Genomic DNA, 14,173 nt, shown 5'->3' on the forward strand with positions numbered 1-14,173 from the left:
AACGCCCACATGATGTGGGCGTTTGTGTATGGTCAGTGCATCAGTGGTGTGGGATCAACACTCAATGATGTTGACTGCCAGACCACCCCGGGCAGTCTCTTTATATTTGGTTTTCATGTCATTGCCGGTATCGCGCATCGTCTTGATGACTTTGTCCAGTGATACCTTGTGTTCTCCGCTGCCACGTAAAGCCAGACGCGATGCGTTGATGGCTTTAATCGCGCCCATTGCATTGCGTTCAATACACGGAACCTGCACCAGGCCGCCAACTGGATCGCAAGTCAGACCCAGATTATGCTCCATACCGATTTCTGCTGCGTTTTCTACAGCCAAAACCGTACCGCCCATAATTTCCGTCAGTGCGCCGGCAGCCATAGAACAAGCCACACCCACTTCACCCTGACAGCCCACTTCAGCGCCGCTTATGGATGCGTTCTCTTTATACAGGATACCAATCGCACCAGCAGTCAGCAGAAACCGGCATGCTGTGTCAGCGTCTACGGGACGAATAAACTTGTCAAAATACTGCAACACGGCAGGGATAATACCTGCAGCACCGTTAGTGGGTGCGGTAACAACACGGCCGCCTGCGGCGTTCTCTTCATTCACAGCCAGTGCAAACAAGTTTACCCAGTCCATGGTTTGCATCGGATCGGTGGTATGCTCAGTTTGCAGACGGCGATAGAGGGCTGGCGCTCTGCGGACAACTTTCAGGCCGCCGGGAAGAATTCCCTCGCTTTCGATACCGCGCTGAATACAGGCTTTCATGGTCTGCCAGATTTCATGAAGCTTATCTTTCACTTCATGTTTAGGACGGTGTACAGACTCATTTTTCAACATAAGTGAGCTGATACAAAGTCCGTTATTGCGGCATTGCTCCAGAAGCTCGGCTGCTGTTTTAAACGGGTAGGGGACTTTAGCCTGTTTACCTATTGCCAGGTTCTTGGCGTGTTCAAACTCTTCATCTTTGATGATAAAGCCGCCGCCAATGCTGTAATAGGTTTGTGAGCGGATTTTTTCTTCGCCACAAAACGCATGCATGGTGAGTGCGTTCGCATGGCGTGGCAAGGTTTTCCTACGATGGAAAACGATAGCGTTTTTACGAGGAAATTTAATCTCTATATTGCCATTGAGTATAAGCTTCTGACCGCTGTCTATATCTTCCAGCAGGCTGTCGATTTTGTCCACATCAATGGTTTCAGGAACTTCGCCAAGTAAGCCCAGGATCACGGCTTTGCCGGTGCCATGGCCTTTACCGGTTTGTCCAAGTGAGCCGAATAGTTCGGTGGTCACGGCGGTAATATCATCGGCGCGATCACTGCTGGTGACTTCTTTGGCAAATTCAGCAGCGGCTCGCATTGGGCCGACAGTATGTGAACTGGAGGGGCCAATGCCGATGCTGAACATATCAAAAACACTTATCATAGGGTACGTCGTCCTTTCATTCTTATGACACAGATCATGCACGCAGACCCGCAGGACTACAATACAGAAAACCTAATAATCAGATTAGCTAAGCTAATTACATGTAAAGAATAGTTGCTACTTGATGGCAGATACTCAAAGTCATGTGCTCTGTATGGTTGGAAGTGTACGTAAAATGCGAACCAGAGGCGTAATACCTTTTTTGTCTTCGGGGCGGTGTTATTGTTCAGGATAGCAGGCTGTGTTGTTGACACCGTCTGGAATGAAAAGGGCAATGTCATTGACAGGCCCTCCTCAATCTCCTAATTCTGGCATTTACTTTACTGTCGTCATTATCAGATGCTTTTCAGAAGGCCGGAGAGGTTGTGGCGTTAAGGATGTATATGGTGAGACAGATTTCTGATAATGGCGGCCGTGGCTCCCCAGATCATTCTGTCCTGCCAGGGAATGAAGTAAATGGGAAAGGTTTGATTGTTTCGGTGTGTGTGGTGAATTAGATGATTTTTTCTGTCAAGCACGTGTTTAAGAGGCACCTCAAATACACTTTCCACTTCATTTGGGTCCCTGACTACCGTGAAACCAGGCTTGATGAATGCGACTACTGGGGTGATGGTATATCCGCTGATGGTTCGATAATCGGGGAGTGAACCGACAATCGTTGCATGATCGCCAGGCAGACCGACTTCTTCTTCGGCTTCTCGCAATGCCGCATCTATCACACCGGCGTCCTGGCTTTCCACTCCGCCGCCAGGGAAGCTGATTTGACCTGGATGGTGTTTTAAGTGATGGGCTCTTTCCGTTAACAGCACACTCAGACTGTCGCCGTAATCAATCAGCGGGATCAACACTGCCGCGGGGCGCCCTTTTACGCGCAAGGGGTAGTCCTGCTCCTGCCAGACGGTGCGGGCATGATGAAATTGTCTGAGAAATTCCTCTTTAGTCACGTAATTTATCCAGCTCCGGTAATATGCGGGCAACTTTATCCAGGGTTTCCTGATACTCTTCTTGTGCATCAGAATCCAGAACGATACCACCACCAGCCCAACAGTAAATGTGGCCGTTCTCTGCCAGCAGCGTCCGAATGCAGATGCTGGAATCCATATCCTGCCTGAACCCCATATATAGCATACTGCCGCAGTAGATGTTCCGACAATGTGGCTCCAGTTCATCAATGATTTCCATTGCCCGGACCTTTGGCGCACCCGTTATCGACCCACCCGGGAAAGCGCCCGCCAGCAAATCCAGCGGCGATGCATCATCATTCAGGTTTCCTACGACGGTACTTACCATGTGGTGCACGGCGGCGTAGGACTCAAGGGCGAATAAATGCGGCACATCAACAGAGCCTGGCTGACAATGCTTACTCAGATCGTTTCTGAGTAAGTCTACGATCATCAGGTTCTCTGCCCGATCTTTTTCCGAAGCCAGCAACGCGTCGGCACTTGCATTATCTACCTCAGTGTCAGGACTGCGAGGGCGTGTACCCTTAATCGGCTTTGTCTCAACGTGACCGTCTTTAACCGATAAAAAGCGCTCAGGTGAAATACTGATAATGGCGCTTTTCTCAAGCTTCATATACGCAGAAAATGGCGCCTGGTTCTGATTGCGTAAATGCAAAAAAGCATTCCATTCACTGCCACAGTAATCAGCACTAAAACGCTGCGCCATGTTGACCTGATAACAGTCGCCGGCACACAAATACTTATGAATTTTGTCCAGTGCGTGTGTGTATTGTTCTTGGGACAGGTTAGATTGCCAGTCTGATGTCAGGTTGAAAGGTGTGTGCGACTGCTGTTCGAAACCTGAAAATTCAGGGATGCCGGAGAGTCTGCAGTGATAGATAATACCAGAATGCGTGTCTTCGATTAACGACTGCGGATAGATGCCAATTGCCATATCCGGGCAGGCGTAATCGTTAATGGCATTGTCAGGAAGTGGCTCATAACTTCGTCCGAGGTCATAGCCAGCGAGACCTGCAACGCCCGTAATAAAAGGTAGGTGTGAATACGGTTTGCTCTGCTCAGTAAGTTGCGCGTTGGCAAATACCGCTTCAAATTGTTGTTTAACACACTCAAAAGGCAAGTCATGATGTAATTTACTTGTCCCGCGCTGGTGATCGATGACAGAAACCACCCCTTTTTCAGACACGCAGCTAAACAGAGGGGACCACATCATTAAATTGTAGCGACCATTGCTTGCGCTGCTGCCCGCGGTGTCAAATAGCAACGACCATGGTGCATCGGCAATATTATCGAACAGATCAACTAATGTTGTCGGGCGATCAAAAGATACCGGTGAAATAATAATTGTGGGCGAGACGGACATTGTGTTTCTTTCTGACATGACGTTACTACAAATACTCTTTTCAGGACGACCGGCCCGGGTCGTGACTTTGTGTGCGCCACCAAAGTCTTATCGGATTTCCTTGGTGCGTATCGTTCAGTTGCGCTAGTATACGCTTTTTTATCCAGGGTGTGTCGACCTTTGCCGTGCGTTTTGAAGCGAATACCCCGGGGTTCGGGAAGCAACGTAAACGTGTTGCTATGTAATCATTAAAACAGCACGATGATGTTGTATTGATACCTGAATCGCGGTGTGTAAGCTTCATCCGAGAGATAGCTATGCAGCGTTTTAGCCGCATAAGTGGGATAGCGAAATCAGTGCCTGGTGCGCTGCTTTACATCTCTGAAAATGACACAAGTGCGCGGTAAAGAGCGATAAACCCAGCCAAGACCACGATAAGCCTATTAAAAGAGGATGCTATGACCGTTATCCGTCAACAGGACTTCATTGACAGCATAGAAGATGCCCTGCAGTTTATTTCATACTACCACCCCTTAGACTATGTAAAAGCCGTAGAAAAAGCTTACGAGAAAGAACAAAGTCAGGCTGCAAAAGACGCCATGGCACAAATTCTTATCAATTCCCGGATGTCAGCTGAAGGCAAACGCCCTTTGTGTCAGGATACCGGCATAGTCACTTGCTTTGTCAAAGTGGGTATGGGCGTGAGCTGGGACAAAACCGATATGACGGTTCAGGAAATGGTAGATGAAGGTACACGTCGTGCCTATACCAACAGCGATAACCCGCTGCGGGCATCTATTGTTGCTGATCCTGCCGGTTCGCGCACCAACACTAAAGACAATACGCCTGCGGTTGTGCATCTGGATATGGTTGCTGGTGATAAAATCGAAGTGATGATTGCGGCCAAAGGCGGCGGTTCTGAAAACAAATCTAAGATGGTGATGCTCAACCCCAGCGACGATATCGCAGAGTGGGTGGTGAAAACCTTGCCTACGATGGGCGCCGGTTGGTGTCCGCCGGGCATGCTGGGAATTGGAATTGGCGGCACGGCTGAAAAAGCCGCCGTGCTGGCGAAAGAATCCCTGATGGATCCGGTTGATATTCAGGAGCTGATGGACCGTGGCGCTGAAACTACCGATGAAAAGCTGCGCCTGGACATATTCGATCGCGTAAACAAACTTGGGATTGGCGCTCAGGGCTTAGGCGGCCTGACCACGGTTGTCGATGTGAAGATTAAATCCATGCCGACGCATGCGGCATCTAAGCCGGTGGCTATGATCCCTAACTGTGCGGCGACACGACATGCTCACTTTTTCCTCGACGGTTCAGGCCCGGCAGAATTAAAAGCTCCTAAGCTGGAAGAATGGCCGGAAGTGACCTGGGAAGTGGGTGAGAGCACGCGCCGTGTCAACCTGGACGACGTCACGAAAGAAGACATTCAGGAATGGAAAGTCGGCGAAACCGTATTGCTCTCAGGTAAAATGCTTACCGGGCGCGATGCAGCGCACAAGCGCATTCAAACCATGATGGAAAACGGTGAAGGTTTGCCGGACGGCGTTGATTTAACGAATCGCTTTATTTATTACGTTGGGCCGGTAGATGCCGTCGGTGATGAAGTTGTGGGTCCTGCTGGCCCGACTACCGCCACTCGCATGGACAAATTTACCGATATGATGCTGGAAAAAACCGGCCTCATTGGCATGATTGGTAAAGCGGAGCGTGGCCCTGCAACGGTAAAATCTATTGCAAAGCACCAGTCTGTCTACCTGATGGCAGTCGGTGGTGCCGCGTATCTGGTATCTAAGGCGATTAAGAAATCGCGGGTAGTGGCGTTTGAAGATCTGGGTATGGAAGCCATCTACGAGTTTGAAGTGGAAGATATGCCGGTGACGGTTGCAGTCGACAGCACCGGGGCGAACGCGCATGAAACCGGACCTGCAGTCTGGAAAGCAAAAATCGCCGAACTGGATAGCGAACTGTCTAAGTAATTCAAAGTTCGAACGACCTCAACGGGTACCAGTGTGTACCCGTTTTTTGTTTTTCCGTGAATAGCAATTGCCGGAATAACGGACATTACTATTCCCGTTTGACGGGTTGTAACGGTATTCTTTAACAGCCTCTACAAATTAATAAAGGACAATCACTAAACATGCTGCAGTTTGATGAGATTCAGATAGCCCTGGCTGCTGCCGGTCTGGTAGTGGGTGCGGTTGCCAGCTACGTTGCAGTTTCATCGTCAATGAAGAAAAAGCATCAGGCGCTTGAAGCTGAACTGGCGGAGACCACTGAAGAACTCGGGCGTATGGTTGCGCGAACTGAAACGCAGGAAAATCAGCTGGCGTTAAAGGGCGAGGAAATCTCTCAGCAACATCGCGAGCTGATGTCGATGCAAAACCAGTTGGGTGAACTGACGCAGAAGGCGAATCAGCTACGGGAATTACAGCAGGATTATCGCGATCAACTGGATGAGTACAAGACCTTACAGTCTTCTTTTTCCGACTTGCGTGCTCGCTATGACGCCCAGTCTGCGAGTATGGCCGAGGTACAAAAGTCGCATGACGAAAAGCTGGCATTAATGGAAGCGGCCGAGCAGCGGCTGCAAACCCAGTTCGAAAATCTTGCCAATAAGATCTTCGAGACCAAAAGTGAAAACTTCTCGAAACAGAGCAAGACCGGGCTCGAATCCATATTGACGCCGCTGAAAGAACAGATAGAGACGTTTAAAAGACAAATCAGCGATCAGTATGTGAAAGAAGGTCAGGAACGTGCTTCGCTAAAAACCGAGATCCTGGGACTTAAAGAACTCAATCAACGGATCACAGAGGAAGCGAATGCGCTTACTATGGCGCTGAAAGGGGATAATAAGAAGCAGGGCAACTGGGGCGAAGTGGTTCTTGAGCGGATCTTGAAAGAGTCGGGTTTGCGTGAAGGGCATGAGTTTGACACGCAGGTGTCGCTGCGCTCCGATGAAGGCAAGCTACAGCAGCCGGACATTGTTGTTCACCTTCCCAATGACAAAGACGTTATCATCGACAGTAAAGTAAGTCTGGCAGCCTATGAGCGCTTTTTTAACACTGATGATGAAGACCAGCGAAGACAGCATCTGAAAGAACATGTCGCGTCTCTGCGAGGGCACATTAAAGGGTTAGGCGCAAAGGACTATCAGGAGCTGAAAGGTCTCAAAACACTCGATTATGTCCTGATGTTCATTCCGGTTGAGCCTGCATTTCTGCTGGCGATAGAGGAGGATCCTGATTTGGTAACGCTGGCGCTGAATCACAACATTATGCTGGTTAGCCCGACCAATTTGCTGGTCGCTCTGCGCACCATTAATAATATCTGGCAGTACGAATATCAGAACCAGAATGCACAGAAAATCGCACAACATGCTGCCAAGCTATACGACAAATTCACCGGCTTTGTTGGCGACATGGAAAAAATAGGTAAGTCGCTGGACACCACCCAAAAGCACTATGAGGGGGCGTTCAATAAGCTCAGCCAGGGACGTGGAAATCTTGTTCGTCAGATTGAGCAGTTCAGAACACTGGGTGTGCAACCAAGCAAGTCTCTGCCTGATTCGGTAGCGGGTCAGTTAGAAGATGAAGATGCCAGTGAATAGTCAGAATGCTGGCTATAAGCGATAGCACAGTTACGCCCTTCCGATTTCGCCTGATACAGGGCGCGGTCGGCTAGGGTTACCAGCTTATCGCAAGAGGTTGCCTGAGTGGCGGCGGCGGCTCCCGCGCTGATCGTGAGTTGTTCTTTGCCTTCGCTCCATGAACTGCGGGAGCATGCCGCAAGAAGCTTTTCGGCAACCTGTCTGCCGGTTTCAAGTGTGGTATCGGGCAGGGCGATGAGAAATTCTTCTCCGCCAAAACGGCTACACAAGTCGCTTTCACGGGTGTGGCTTCTGAGTTGTCTGGCAATGTGCATAATGGCAAGGTCGCCGGTATGGTGACCGTACTTGTCATTCACTTGCTTAAAGAAATCTATGTCAATCATCAGTAAACAGAATGCTTTTCCACCTTTAACGTAGTCTTCCCATAAATCATCAATCGCCAGTTGCATTGCCCGTCGGTTTAGCAATTCGGTAAGCTGATCACGGTGTGCCAGAAACTTCATTTTAAGGATAAGACGGGTCAGTGTGGTGGCCATTGCGGTAATGTTTAAAAGCAGCGTAAGACACAGATAGGCCCAGAGAAATGGCTCACTGCTGTATTGTTCCGTAAAAAGATAGTCAGCGACGACATGCGGCGCAAAGGCAAAGGAAACTACTTTTACGTACAGCAAACCAGAAAGGACGATATCCGGAATGCAAAAGAGCCTGGCAATGACAGACGAAAACTCCTGATATAATGCCTCGTACTTTATTTTTGCAGTGCTGAACAATGATACTGCCGCCAGTGCATAAATAACTGCACTGAAGTAGAGCGCGTCTGCCTTTACGAAAAAGCTAATCAGTAACGTAAATAACGCAAAGATCATCATTGTGGCAGTGAGTCTGGGGTGATAACTGGTTCGGAATAACTGAGCAATTGCGAATTTGTAGGCGATCAGCGCTGCCAGAAAAGCCATATCAGTTAACAGCCACAAGCTGACGGGAGTAGAATCCGTTCTCCAGGAACTGAGAAGCAGCGCAACTACCAGTAAAATGTTGGTCACGGAAAACCGCTGGCTGGCACGGCGATATAGCTGCAACGGATGAGCCATCAGCGCCCAGGTACAGGCTGCAAGACCTGCAATGAATGCGATTATGGTTACCAGTTCTACTTCAGATGAGCTCACAAAATGTCCCTGACATTACCTACACTTTGGTGCGAACACCGTTTCCCTGATTTCACCTTGCCATGTAACGATGTAAAATTCATTAACTATTGCTTAATATCTTGTAATAAGTGACAGATGTTTTTGCTATCCGGCTTTTGAACAATGTGACGAGGGGCTGTTGATCTTTGTTGGACACTTTTGTAGTGAATTGTTAGTGATTCAGGCATGGCAGTACCAGATATCGAGACTGAGGAGAAAAGCCAATGTGCGGCAGACTCAACGTAACCGACTCTCCGGGTGTAAGAGCGCTTTGTGAACAGCTTGATATCTGTTTATGGCCAGAAGAGGGAATGATAAATAAACGCTTTATCCGAGCCACAGATCGCGTAAGTGTGGTGCTAAAGCGTGATGGTATGGCACAGATGCATAACGCCCTCTGGTGGTTGTTGCTCGATAAGCAAGAGAGTGAACAGGGTAGTGTATTCAAGCCATCCAGATATACGTCGTTTAATACGCGGTATGACAAAGTGAACCAAAGAGGAAGCGCGGGGTATCAGGCTTTTCGACAACAGCGCTGCATCATTCCTGCTGCTGGCTTTGGTGAAACACTGGGGAGCGGTAGCAATGCTAAATACCACGATCTGATTGCCGCTGATGATGCTAACCCATTGGCGATGGGCGGACTTTACCGATGGTGGAAAGGTACGCGTCCGGATGGTTCGGTGTTTTATGAGATTTCCTGTTCAGTGGTGACGGTTCCGCCGCACTCAAAACTGGAGGCAATTCACCGAAAAGCCAGTCCGCTAATGCTCTCTTTTAATGATGGCAGTATCGATAAATGGCTGGATGATTCATTGACAAATACTGATGATTTACTGCCGTTGCTTGAACCCAGGCTTCGACACAACTTTCTGGTGCTACCTGTTGATAAACCCTCTACGCACAAGCAGACCGGTGCCATTTTCACCATTGCAGCTGATGAGTAGGTTAACAAAAAAATGAGAAGCGCAGAAAATAAAAAGCCCCCTTCGATGGATGCCATCGGGGGGCGATTTACAAAAATATAATTCAGACTGTGCGAGTGGCGATTGCCGGCGGTACGCGGGATGCCCGCAACGCCGGTCCCAGAACCGCTAGCTGCCCGACAACCCAAAGTACGACAACGCCGATGGGTATATAAAACCAATCCAGGGCCGTTATTGAAAACCACTCTATGAGTGCCATATTCAGTGCAATGGTCAGCACTACACCCAGCAACAGTCCGCCTGCGCTAATCAACAGGTTTTCCAGCATAAAGTAACGAATGATCGCGCCCTGGGTGGCGCCAAGCGCTCTGCGGGTGCCAATTTGTTTTTTACGTCGGTTCACATTGAAGCTGGTCAGACCCACTATGCCGACAGCCGTTACCAGCGTCAGTAAAAACATGACCGTCGTTAGGATCGTAATCATCGCACTATGCTGGCGATAGCTGCGTTCCCTTGTGTCGGTAAGCGTAGTGACATCTCTGATGATCCGGTTAGGATATTTATCTGCCAGCGTAGATTCCAGCTCTGCCATCAGTCGGTCGCGCTGACCAGGCTCGGTGCGAATGAAATAGCGGGTGGACTCACTGACCAGATACTCCGGCGTGATCATAGCGTGTTCTAAATTACTCCAGCCAATCCAGGGGGCCTGCAGTTTATCAATTATGCCGGTGATAATGACGGGCTCATCTTCTGCTATGTAAACTGTTTTACCGACCGATTCTTGCCACGGGCTTTCAGGAAAAAGGCTTTCAGCCAGTGCCTTGGTAACTAATGCTTTATCGGGCCAGTCAGTCTGGTTCCGCTCACGCCAGCGAACGTCACTGGCGACAAAATCACTGCCTGCAATAATGTTGAAATCAAGCGCGTTACTTCCGTGTTCATCGGTCATGTAATTTGCGGTGTTGACGTCATCGGCATCATCTCCGGTTTCCGTTGTGAGACTCATTGACCAGCCACCTCCGGATATCGGGATCGCGTTAATCTGAATCGCATCTACGACGCCAGGCGTTCTTCTTATCAAATCCAGATCTTCAGTGATAACACGTTTTGGTTCAAAATCAGCCCCAAAACCCGTAGTGGTGAGGTAAAAGCTGTTTTGTTCGTCCAGGCCACTATCGCGCTGCATCATAGTGTGGCGTTCAACGATAATGTAAGCCGCGTTTACAATGATAGTCATCGTAACCGCAATCTGCAGTGCAATAAGAATTGCACCTACTTTGTTTCTTGTCATGGCCCGCAGAATCGGACCCAGTTCCCAGCGACTCATAATAGGTATCCTTATTGTGTTTTCAGGTTGCTGGCAGGTGGAACACTGCAAGCACGCCATGCCGGATAGCAGCCGGCGAGAATCGACGCGACTATCGACAGCGCTATTGCCAGCATAACCATGGTCAGGTCAAGCTCGACAAGATCGCTGACAAAGCTGCCATAGAGCTGTTTGATGCCCTGCAGTCCAAGAAGGGCAAGGCCAAGGCCGAGTAAACCACCGATAACGCCGATAAGCGCAGACTCCATGACGTACTGAGAGAAAATGGCGGAGCGCGGTGAACCGATGGCGCGACGAAGGGCAATATCCCCCGTTCTGGTTGCAAATTTTGATAGCAGCAGGCCGATAGTGTTTAACAAGCAAACCAATAGAAACAGAAAGGCCATCCACATCATCATTTGCGCGTCATCGGCCACCACTTCCTGGTTTTCCATCCAGGTCATCACATCTGATAACCGGTTATTAAGCGGGCGTGGAAAGCGGCCCAGCGCCTTTTGTTCTTCGGCGTACGCGTTAAGAAATGCCATGTATGCGTTTTTGTCTGCCTGGGTAGGGAGTTCTACCCACATCTGATAGTTAACGCATTCAGACTGCAAAAACGCCTCAAAGCCTTCTCCTTCAGGGGATTTCCAGCAATTGGTATTACCGCCGTTTGGAAGCTGCATAAGTTCTTTCATCGCAAAAGGAATATACACATCCTCAGTACCTTTGAACGCACCGGTTGTCACATCATAAAAGCGGGGAACCAGCACCCAGTCGTCCAGCACGCCAGTGACAGTAAACTGTTGTCCGCCAATGGTAATAGGGCGTCCCACTGAGTTTTCACCGCCAAACACGCGATCGTTGGTTTCCTTGCTGATAACGGCGACATAGTTACCCGCCTTATCATCGGCGTATTCCCACGCCCGGCCATATAAAAATGGCGCATCAAACATCGGGAAAAAGTCTGCAAAGTTCAGTCGCAGCGATGCCATAAACGGTTTGTTATCACGGTCAGGTGGTTCGATAACCGCGCCTGAGCTTGCCATTGCTGTCTGTCGGAAAGCTTGTTGGGCGTCCATGAGGTTGTTGGCATCACGCCAGGTCATCTGATCCGGCGGCTCGTTAGGCTCTTGTGCTGGAAAATGAGGGCTCCAGCTATCCAGTTGCACGTAGTAAAGCTGTTCACTTTTGTGCGGGATCGGATTGGATGACATCAGATAGTTAACTGTAATTGTTGTCATACTGGCGCCGATCCCCAGCGCAATCGCAATCATCATCAGGCCGCTAAGGTAGGGATTTTTGCGAATACTTTTGAGCGATAATTTCAGGTAATAGGAGAACATGGTCAGAGTTCCTATTGGTTAGATGCCAGTGGCATGGTGTGAACGTCTGCGGCATCACAGATTTTTCCGTCTTTCACAAAAACATTGCGTGAGGTCTGCATGGCCAGTTCAGGATCGTGAGTCACCATAATGATGGTGGTACCCTGTAAATTAATTTCTTTTAGCAGCGTCATGACAGATTTTGCCATCTGGCTGTCGAGATTGCCCGTTGGTTCATCTGCCAGCAGGAAACGCGGCTCTCCTGCCAGAGCGCGCGCAATAGCAACACGTTGTTGCTGACCGCCTGACAGTTGCGAGGGAAGGTGTTTCATCCGATTCCCCAGCCCGACTTTTTCAAGGCTTTCAGTAATACGTTTTTTGCGCTCAGCGCTTCCCAGCCCGCGATAGCGAAGGGGGACATCAACATTGTCGAATAAATTCAGATCCGGGATCAGATTGAAGCTTTGGAAGATAAATCCAATTTTTTCATTGCGAAGACGACTGCGCTGCTTATCGTTAAGTGTGGCAACATTGTAGTCATCCAGCATATAGGTACCGCCGGTGTATGACTCCAGTAATCCGGCAATGTTAAGAAATGTGGTTTTTCCTGAACCCGATGGACCGGTAACCGAGACAAAATCTCCTTCTTTCACTTCAAGATTAAAATCCCGCAATGCGTGGGTTTCTACAAGATCGGTGCGAAATGTCTTTTCCAGATTGGTCATAATGAGCATGAGCGTTCCTTTTTATTGTGTAATAAGCACGGTTTCTGCACCGGCAAATTGATCGATGCCTGACACGATAATCTGATCGTGCTGATTCAGGCCTGAGAGTATTTCAACGGAAGCGAGACTGCGTGCACCGGTATCAATGGCGACCCGGCGCGCAACATTGTCTTCAATTTTGTAGGCGATTCGACCACCGCCACTTTCCAGAAACTGACCGCGTTGAACGAGCAGGACATCTTCTTTGTTTTCCATCAGGATCCTGGTGGTCAGCCGTTGATTCTGGCGCAGACCTTCCGGGATACTGGAAGCGGCTTCGGTATTGGTAGACGAGACAAACCTGACACGGCCAGTAACCTGGTTATTTTCAATTTCTGGGGAAATGGTTATAAGTTCAGCAGGGTAGGGATGGCCGTTTACACTGACCTCAGCGAGCATGCCTATGGCCATATCGTCGGCGTAACTTTCAGGGATCCCAATTTCGAGTTCAAATTCAGTAAGATCAACCACGCTTAATATTGCCTGATTTCGGGCCACCTGATTTTTCTGGTCAACACCGAGGTTACCGACGATCCCGCTTACCGGTGAACGCAGGGTTAACTCTTCAACCTGACGCGCAAGCTCCTCTACTTTCAGGGACTGGCGGTTACGCTGAAGTGTTTTACTCTGGATTTCAAACTCCAGGCTCTCAGCGTTGAGGCTCGCGTCTTCAACCGCATGCTGATGAACCAGGCGGGCGTTGTGCAGGTCATCCTGCGCTTTTTCAAAATCGATCATGCTGATAGAGCGGGTTTCGTACGCTTTGTCTGCGCGGCGTTTTTCCCGGTCAGCTGCGGTAAGCGCAACGGCTGCCATATCAATGGCTTTTTGATCTTCCAGCATTTGCTTTTTGGCCTGGATTTTCTGACGCTCTATTTCCGTAGATAGCTCATCTAAAACGGCTTGCTCCTGCTCAAACTCATTTTGTAGTTCCGGGCTGTCTATGGTGGCCAGGCTTTGACCTGCAGTGACTTCATCACCAGCGTCTACCAAAAAGGTGATTGTGCCTTGGGCAGGGCTATACAACCGGGGACTGACTGCTGCAACAACACGCCCTTGAACAGAAAGGTCGCGAGTGAGATTGCCACGCTCAACAGTCGCAATGCGAAGTCTGTCGAAAGGGACGCTGGCTTCGGAGCTTCCCCACTGAGTAATGAGTGGGAAAAGATAAAAAGCGCAAATAAAAACGCTCACCACCACCGCAGCAATTAGCCAGCGTTTGGGTGAGCGTTTGGGTGACAGCAGGGTATCCTGGCCGCTGGTGTCAGCAATAGTCATAGCAAGTTCCTTGTTATTGGTTTCTTGCTATGTCGAGCC

Annotated in this window: 11 protein-coding genes; 3 read left to right on the plus strand and 8 right to left on the minus strand. The window is 49.4% G+C overall.

Features of this window, described 5'->3' with window-relative positions; translation table 11 throughout:
• Window positions 1-54: 54 nt before the first annotated feature.
• The 3 genes from JKP77_RS10170 to pabB form a co-directional block, all read right to left on the minus strand.
• Complete coding sequence (locus JKP77_RS10170; protein ID WP_218311082.1) at window positions 55-1,425, minus strand: L-serine ammonia-lyase; 1,371 nt, start codon at window positions 1,423-1,425, stop codon at window positions 55-57.
• 371 nt (window positions 1,426-1,796) lie between these two features.
• Window positions 1,797-2,369 carry a CoA pyrophosphatase gene (locus JKP77_RS10175; protein ID WP_218311083.1) on the minus strand — a complete coding sequence of 191 codons (573 nt, stop codon included), beginning with the start codon at window positions 2,367-2,369 and terminating at the stop codon, window positions 1,797-1,799.
• On the minus strand, window positions 2,362-3,750 hold the full coding sequence (pabB, locus tag JKP77_RS10180; RefSeq protein WP_218311084.1) for an aminodeoxychorismate synthase component I: 1,389 nt from the start codon (window positions 3,748-3,750) through the stop codon (window positions 2,362-2,364). Before pabB ends, JKP77_RS10175 begins: the two co-directional genes overlap by 8 nt.
• Before the next feature lie 437 nt (window positions 3,751-4,187).
• Here pabB and JKP77_RS10185 point away from each other — a divergent pair, with 437 nt between their 5' ends.
• Window positions 4,188-5,717 carry a fumarate hydratase gene (locus tag JKP77_RS10185; protein WP_218311085.1) on the plus strand — a complete coding sequence of 510 codons (1,530 nt, stop codon included), beginning with the start codon at window positions 4,188-4,190 and terminating at the stop codon, window positions 5,715-5,717.
• A gap of 161 nt (window positions 5,718-5,878) precedes the next feature.
• Window positions 5,879-7,348, plus strand: coding sequence for a DNA recombination protein RmuC (rmuC, locus tag JKP77_RS10190; RefSeq protein ID WP_218311086.1), 1,470 nt, complete (start codon window positions 5,879-5,881; stop codon window positions 7,346-7,348).
• Here rmuC and JKP77_RS22675 read toward each other — a convergent pair.
• On the minus strand, window positions 7,318-8,514 hold the full coding sequence (locus tag JKP77_RS22675; protein ID WP_218311087.1) for a GGDEF domain-containing protein: 1,197 nt from the start codon (window positions 8,512-8,514) through the stop codon (window positions 7,318-7,320). The genes rmuC and JKP77_RS22675 overlap by 31 nt on opposite strands.
• Window positions 8,515-8,759: 245 nt before the next feature.
• Here JKP77_RS22675 and JKP77_RS10200 point away from each other — a divergent pair, with 245 nt between their 5' ends.
• Window positions 8,760-9,482: an SOS response-associated peptidase family protein gene (locus JKP77_RS10200; RefSeq protein WP_218311088.1), complete on the plus strand. Its 723-nt coding sequence runs from the start codon at window positions 8,760-8,762 to the stop codon at window positions 9,480-9,482.
• An 82-nt stretch (window positions 9,483-9,564) separates the two neighbouring features.
• Here JKP77_RS10200 and JKP77_RS10205 read toward each other — a convergent pair whose 3' ends face one another.
• From JKP77_RS10205 to JKP77_RS10220, 4 genes are read right to left on the minus strand one after another with little or no spacing between them, the layout of a single operon-like run.
• The gene (locus JKP77_RS10205; protein ID WP_218311089.1) at window positions 9,565-10,788 is read right to left on the minus strand and encodes an ABC transporter permease; all 1,224 of its coding nucleotides are present in this window, start codon (window positions 10,786-10,788) and stop codon (window positions 9,565-9,567) included.
• An 11-nt stretch (window positions 10,789-10,799) separates the two neighbouring features.
• Window positions 10,800-12,113 (minus strand): ABC transporter permease, encoded by a 1,314-nt coding sequence (locus JKP77_RS10210; protein ID WP_218311090.1) that lies wholly within the window; start codon window positions 12,111-12,113, stop codon window positions 10,800-10,802.
• Window positions 12,114-12,124: 11 nt separating this feature from the next.
• Window positions 12,125-12,826 carry an ABC transporter ATP-binding protein gene (locus JKP77_RS10215; protein ID WP_218311091.1) on the minus strand — a complete coding sequence of 234 codons (702 nt, stop codon included), beginning with the start codon at window positions 12,824-12,826 and terminating at the stop codon, window positions 12,125-12,127.
• Between the two features lie 12 nt (window positions 12,827-12,838).
• Window positions 12,839-14,134 carry an efflux RND transporter periplasmic adaptor subunit gene (locus JKP77_RS10220; protein WP_218311092.1) on the minus strand — a complete coding sequence of 432 codons (1,296 nt, stop codon included), beginning with the start codon at window positions 14,132-14,134 and terminating at the stop codon, window positions 12,839-12,841.
• Between the last annotated feature and the right edge of the window lie 39 nt (window positions 14,135-14,173).

Source organism: Alteromonas antoniana (assembly GCF_019249295.1).
Taxonomy (GTDB): Bacteria; Pseudomonadota; Gammaproteobacteria; order Enterobacterales; family Alteromonadaceae; genus Alteromonas; species Alteromonas antoniana.

What these genes read in the sequence shown, in the direction of transcription:
- rmuC (WP_218311086.1), top strand. Translation starts at nt 5,879, where the DNA reads ATGCTGCAGTTTGATGAGATTCAGATAGCCCTGGCTGCTGCCGGTCTG.
- JKP77_RS10220 (WP_218311092.1), bottom strand. Translation starts at nt 14,134, where the DNA reads ATGACTATTGCTGACACCAGCGGCCAGGATACCCTGCTGTCACCCAAA.
- JKP77_RS10200 (WP_218311088.1), top strand. Translation starts at nt 8,760, where the DNA reads ATGTGCGGCAGACTCAACGTAACCGACTCTCCGGGTGTAAGAGCGCTT.
- JKP77_RS10205 (WP_218311089.1), bottom strand. Translation starts at nt 10,788, where the DNA reads ATGAGTCGCTGGGAACTGGGTCCGATTCTGCGGGCCATGACAAGAAAC.
- pabB (WP_218311084.1), bottom strand. Translation starts at nt 3,750, where the DNA reads ATGTCCGTCTCGCCCACAATTATTATTTCACCGGTATCTTTTGATCGC.
- JKP77_RS10215 (WP_218311091.1), bottom strand. Translation starts at nt 12,826, where the DNA reads ATGCTCATTATGACCAATCTGGAAAAGACATTTCGCACCGATCTTGTA.
- JKP77_RS10210 (WP_218311090.1), bottom strand. Translation starts at nt 12,113, where the DNA reads ATGTTCTCCTATTACCTGAAATTATCGCTCAAAAGTATTCGCAAAAAT.
- JKP77_RS10170 (WP_218311082.1), bottom strand. Translation starts at nt 1,425, where the DNA reads ATGATAAGTGTTTTTGATATGTTCAGCATCGGCATTGGCCCCTCCAGT.
- JKP77_RS10185 (WP_218311085.1), top strand. Translation starts at nt 4,188, where the DNA reads ATGACCGTTATCCGTCAACAGGACTTCATTGACAGCATAGAAGATGCC.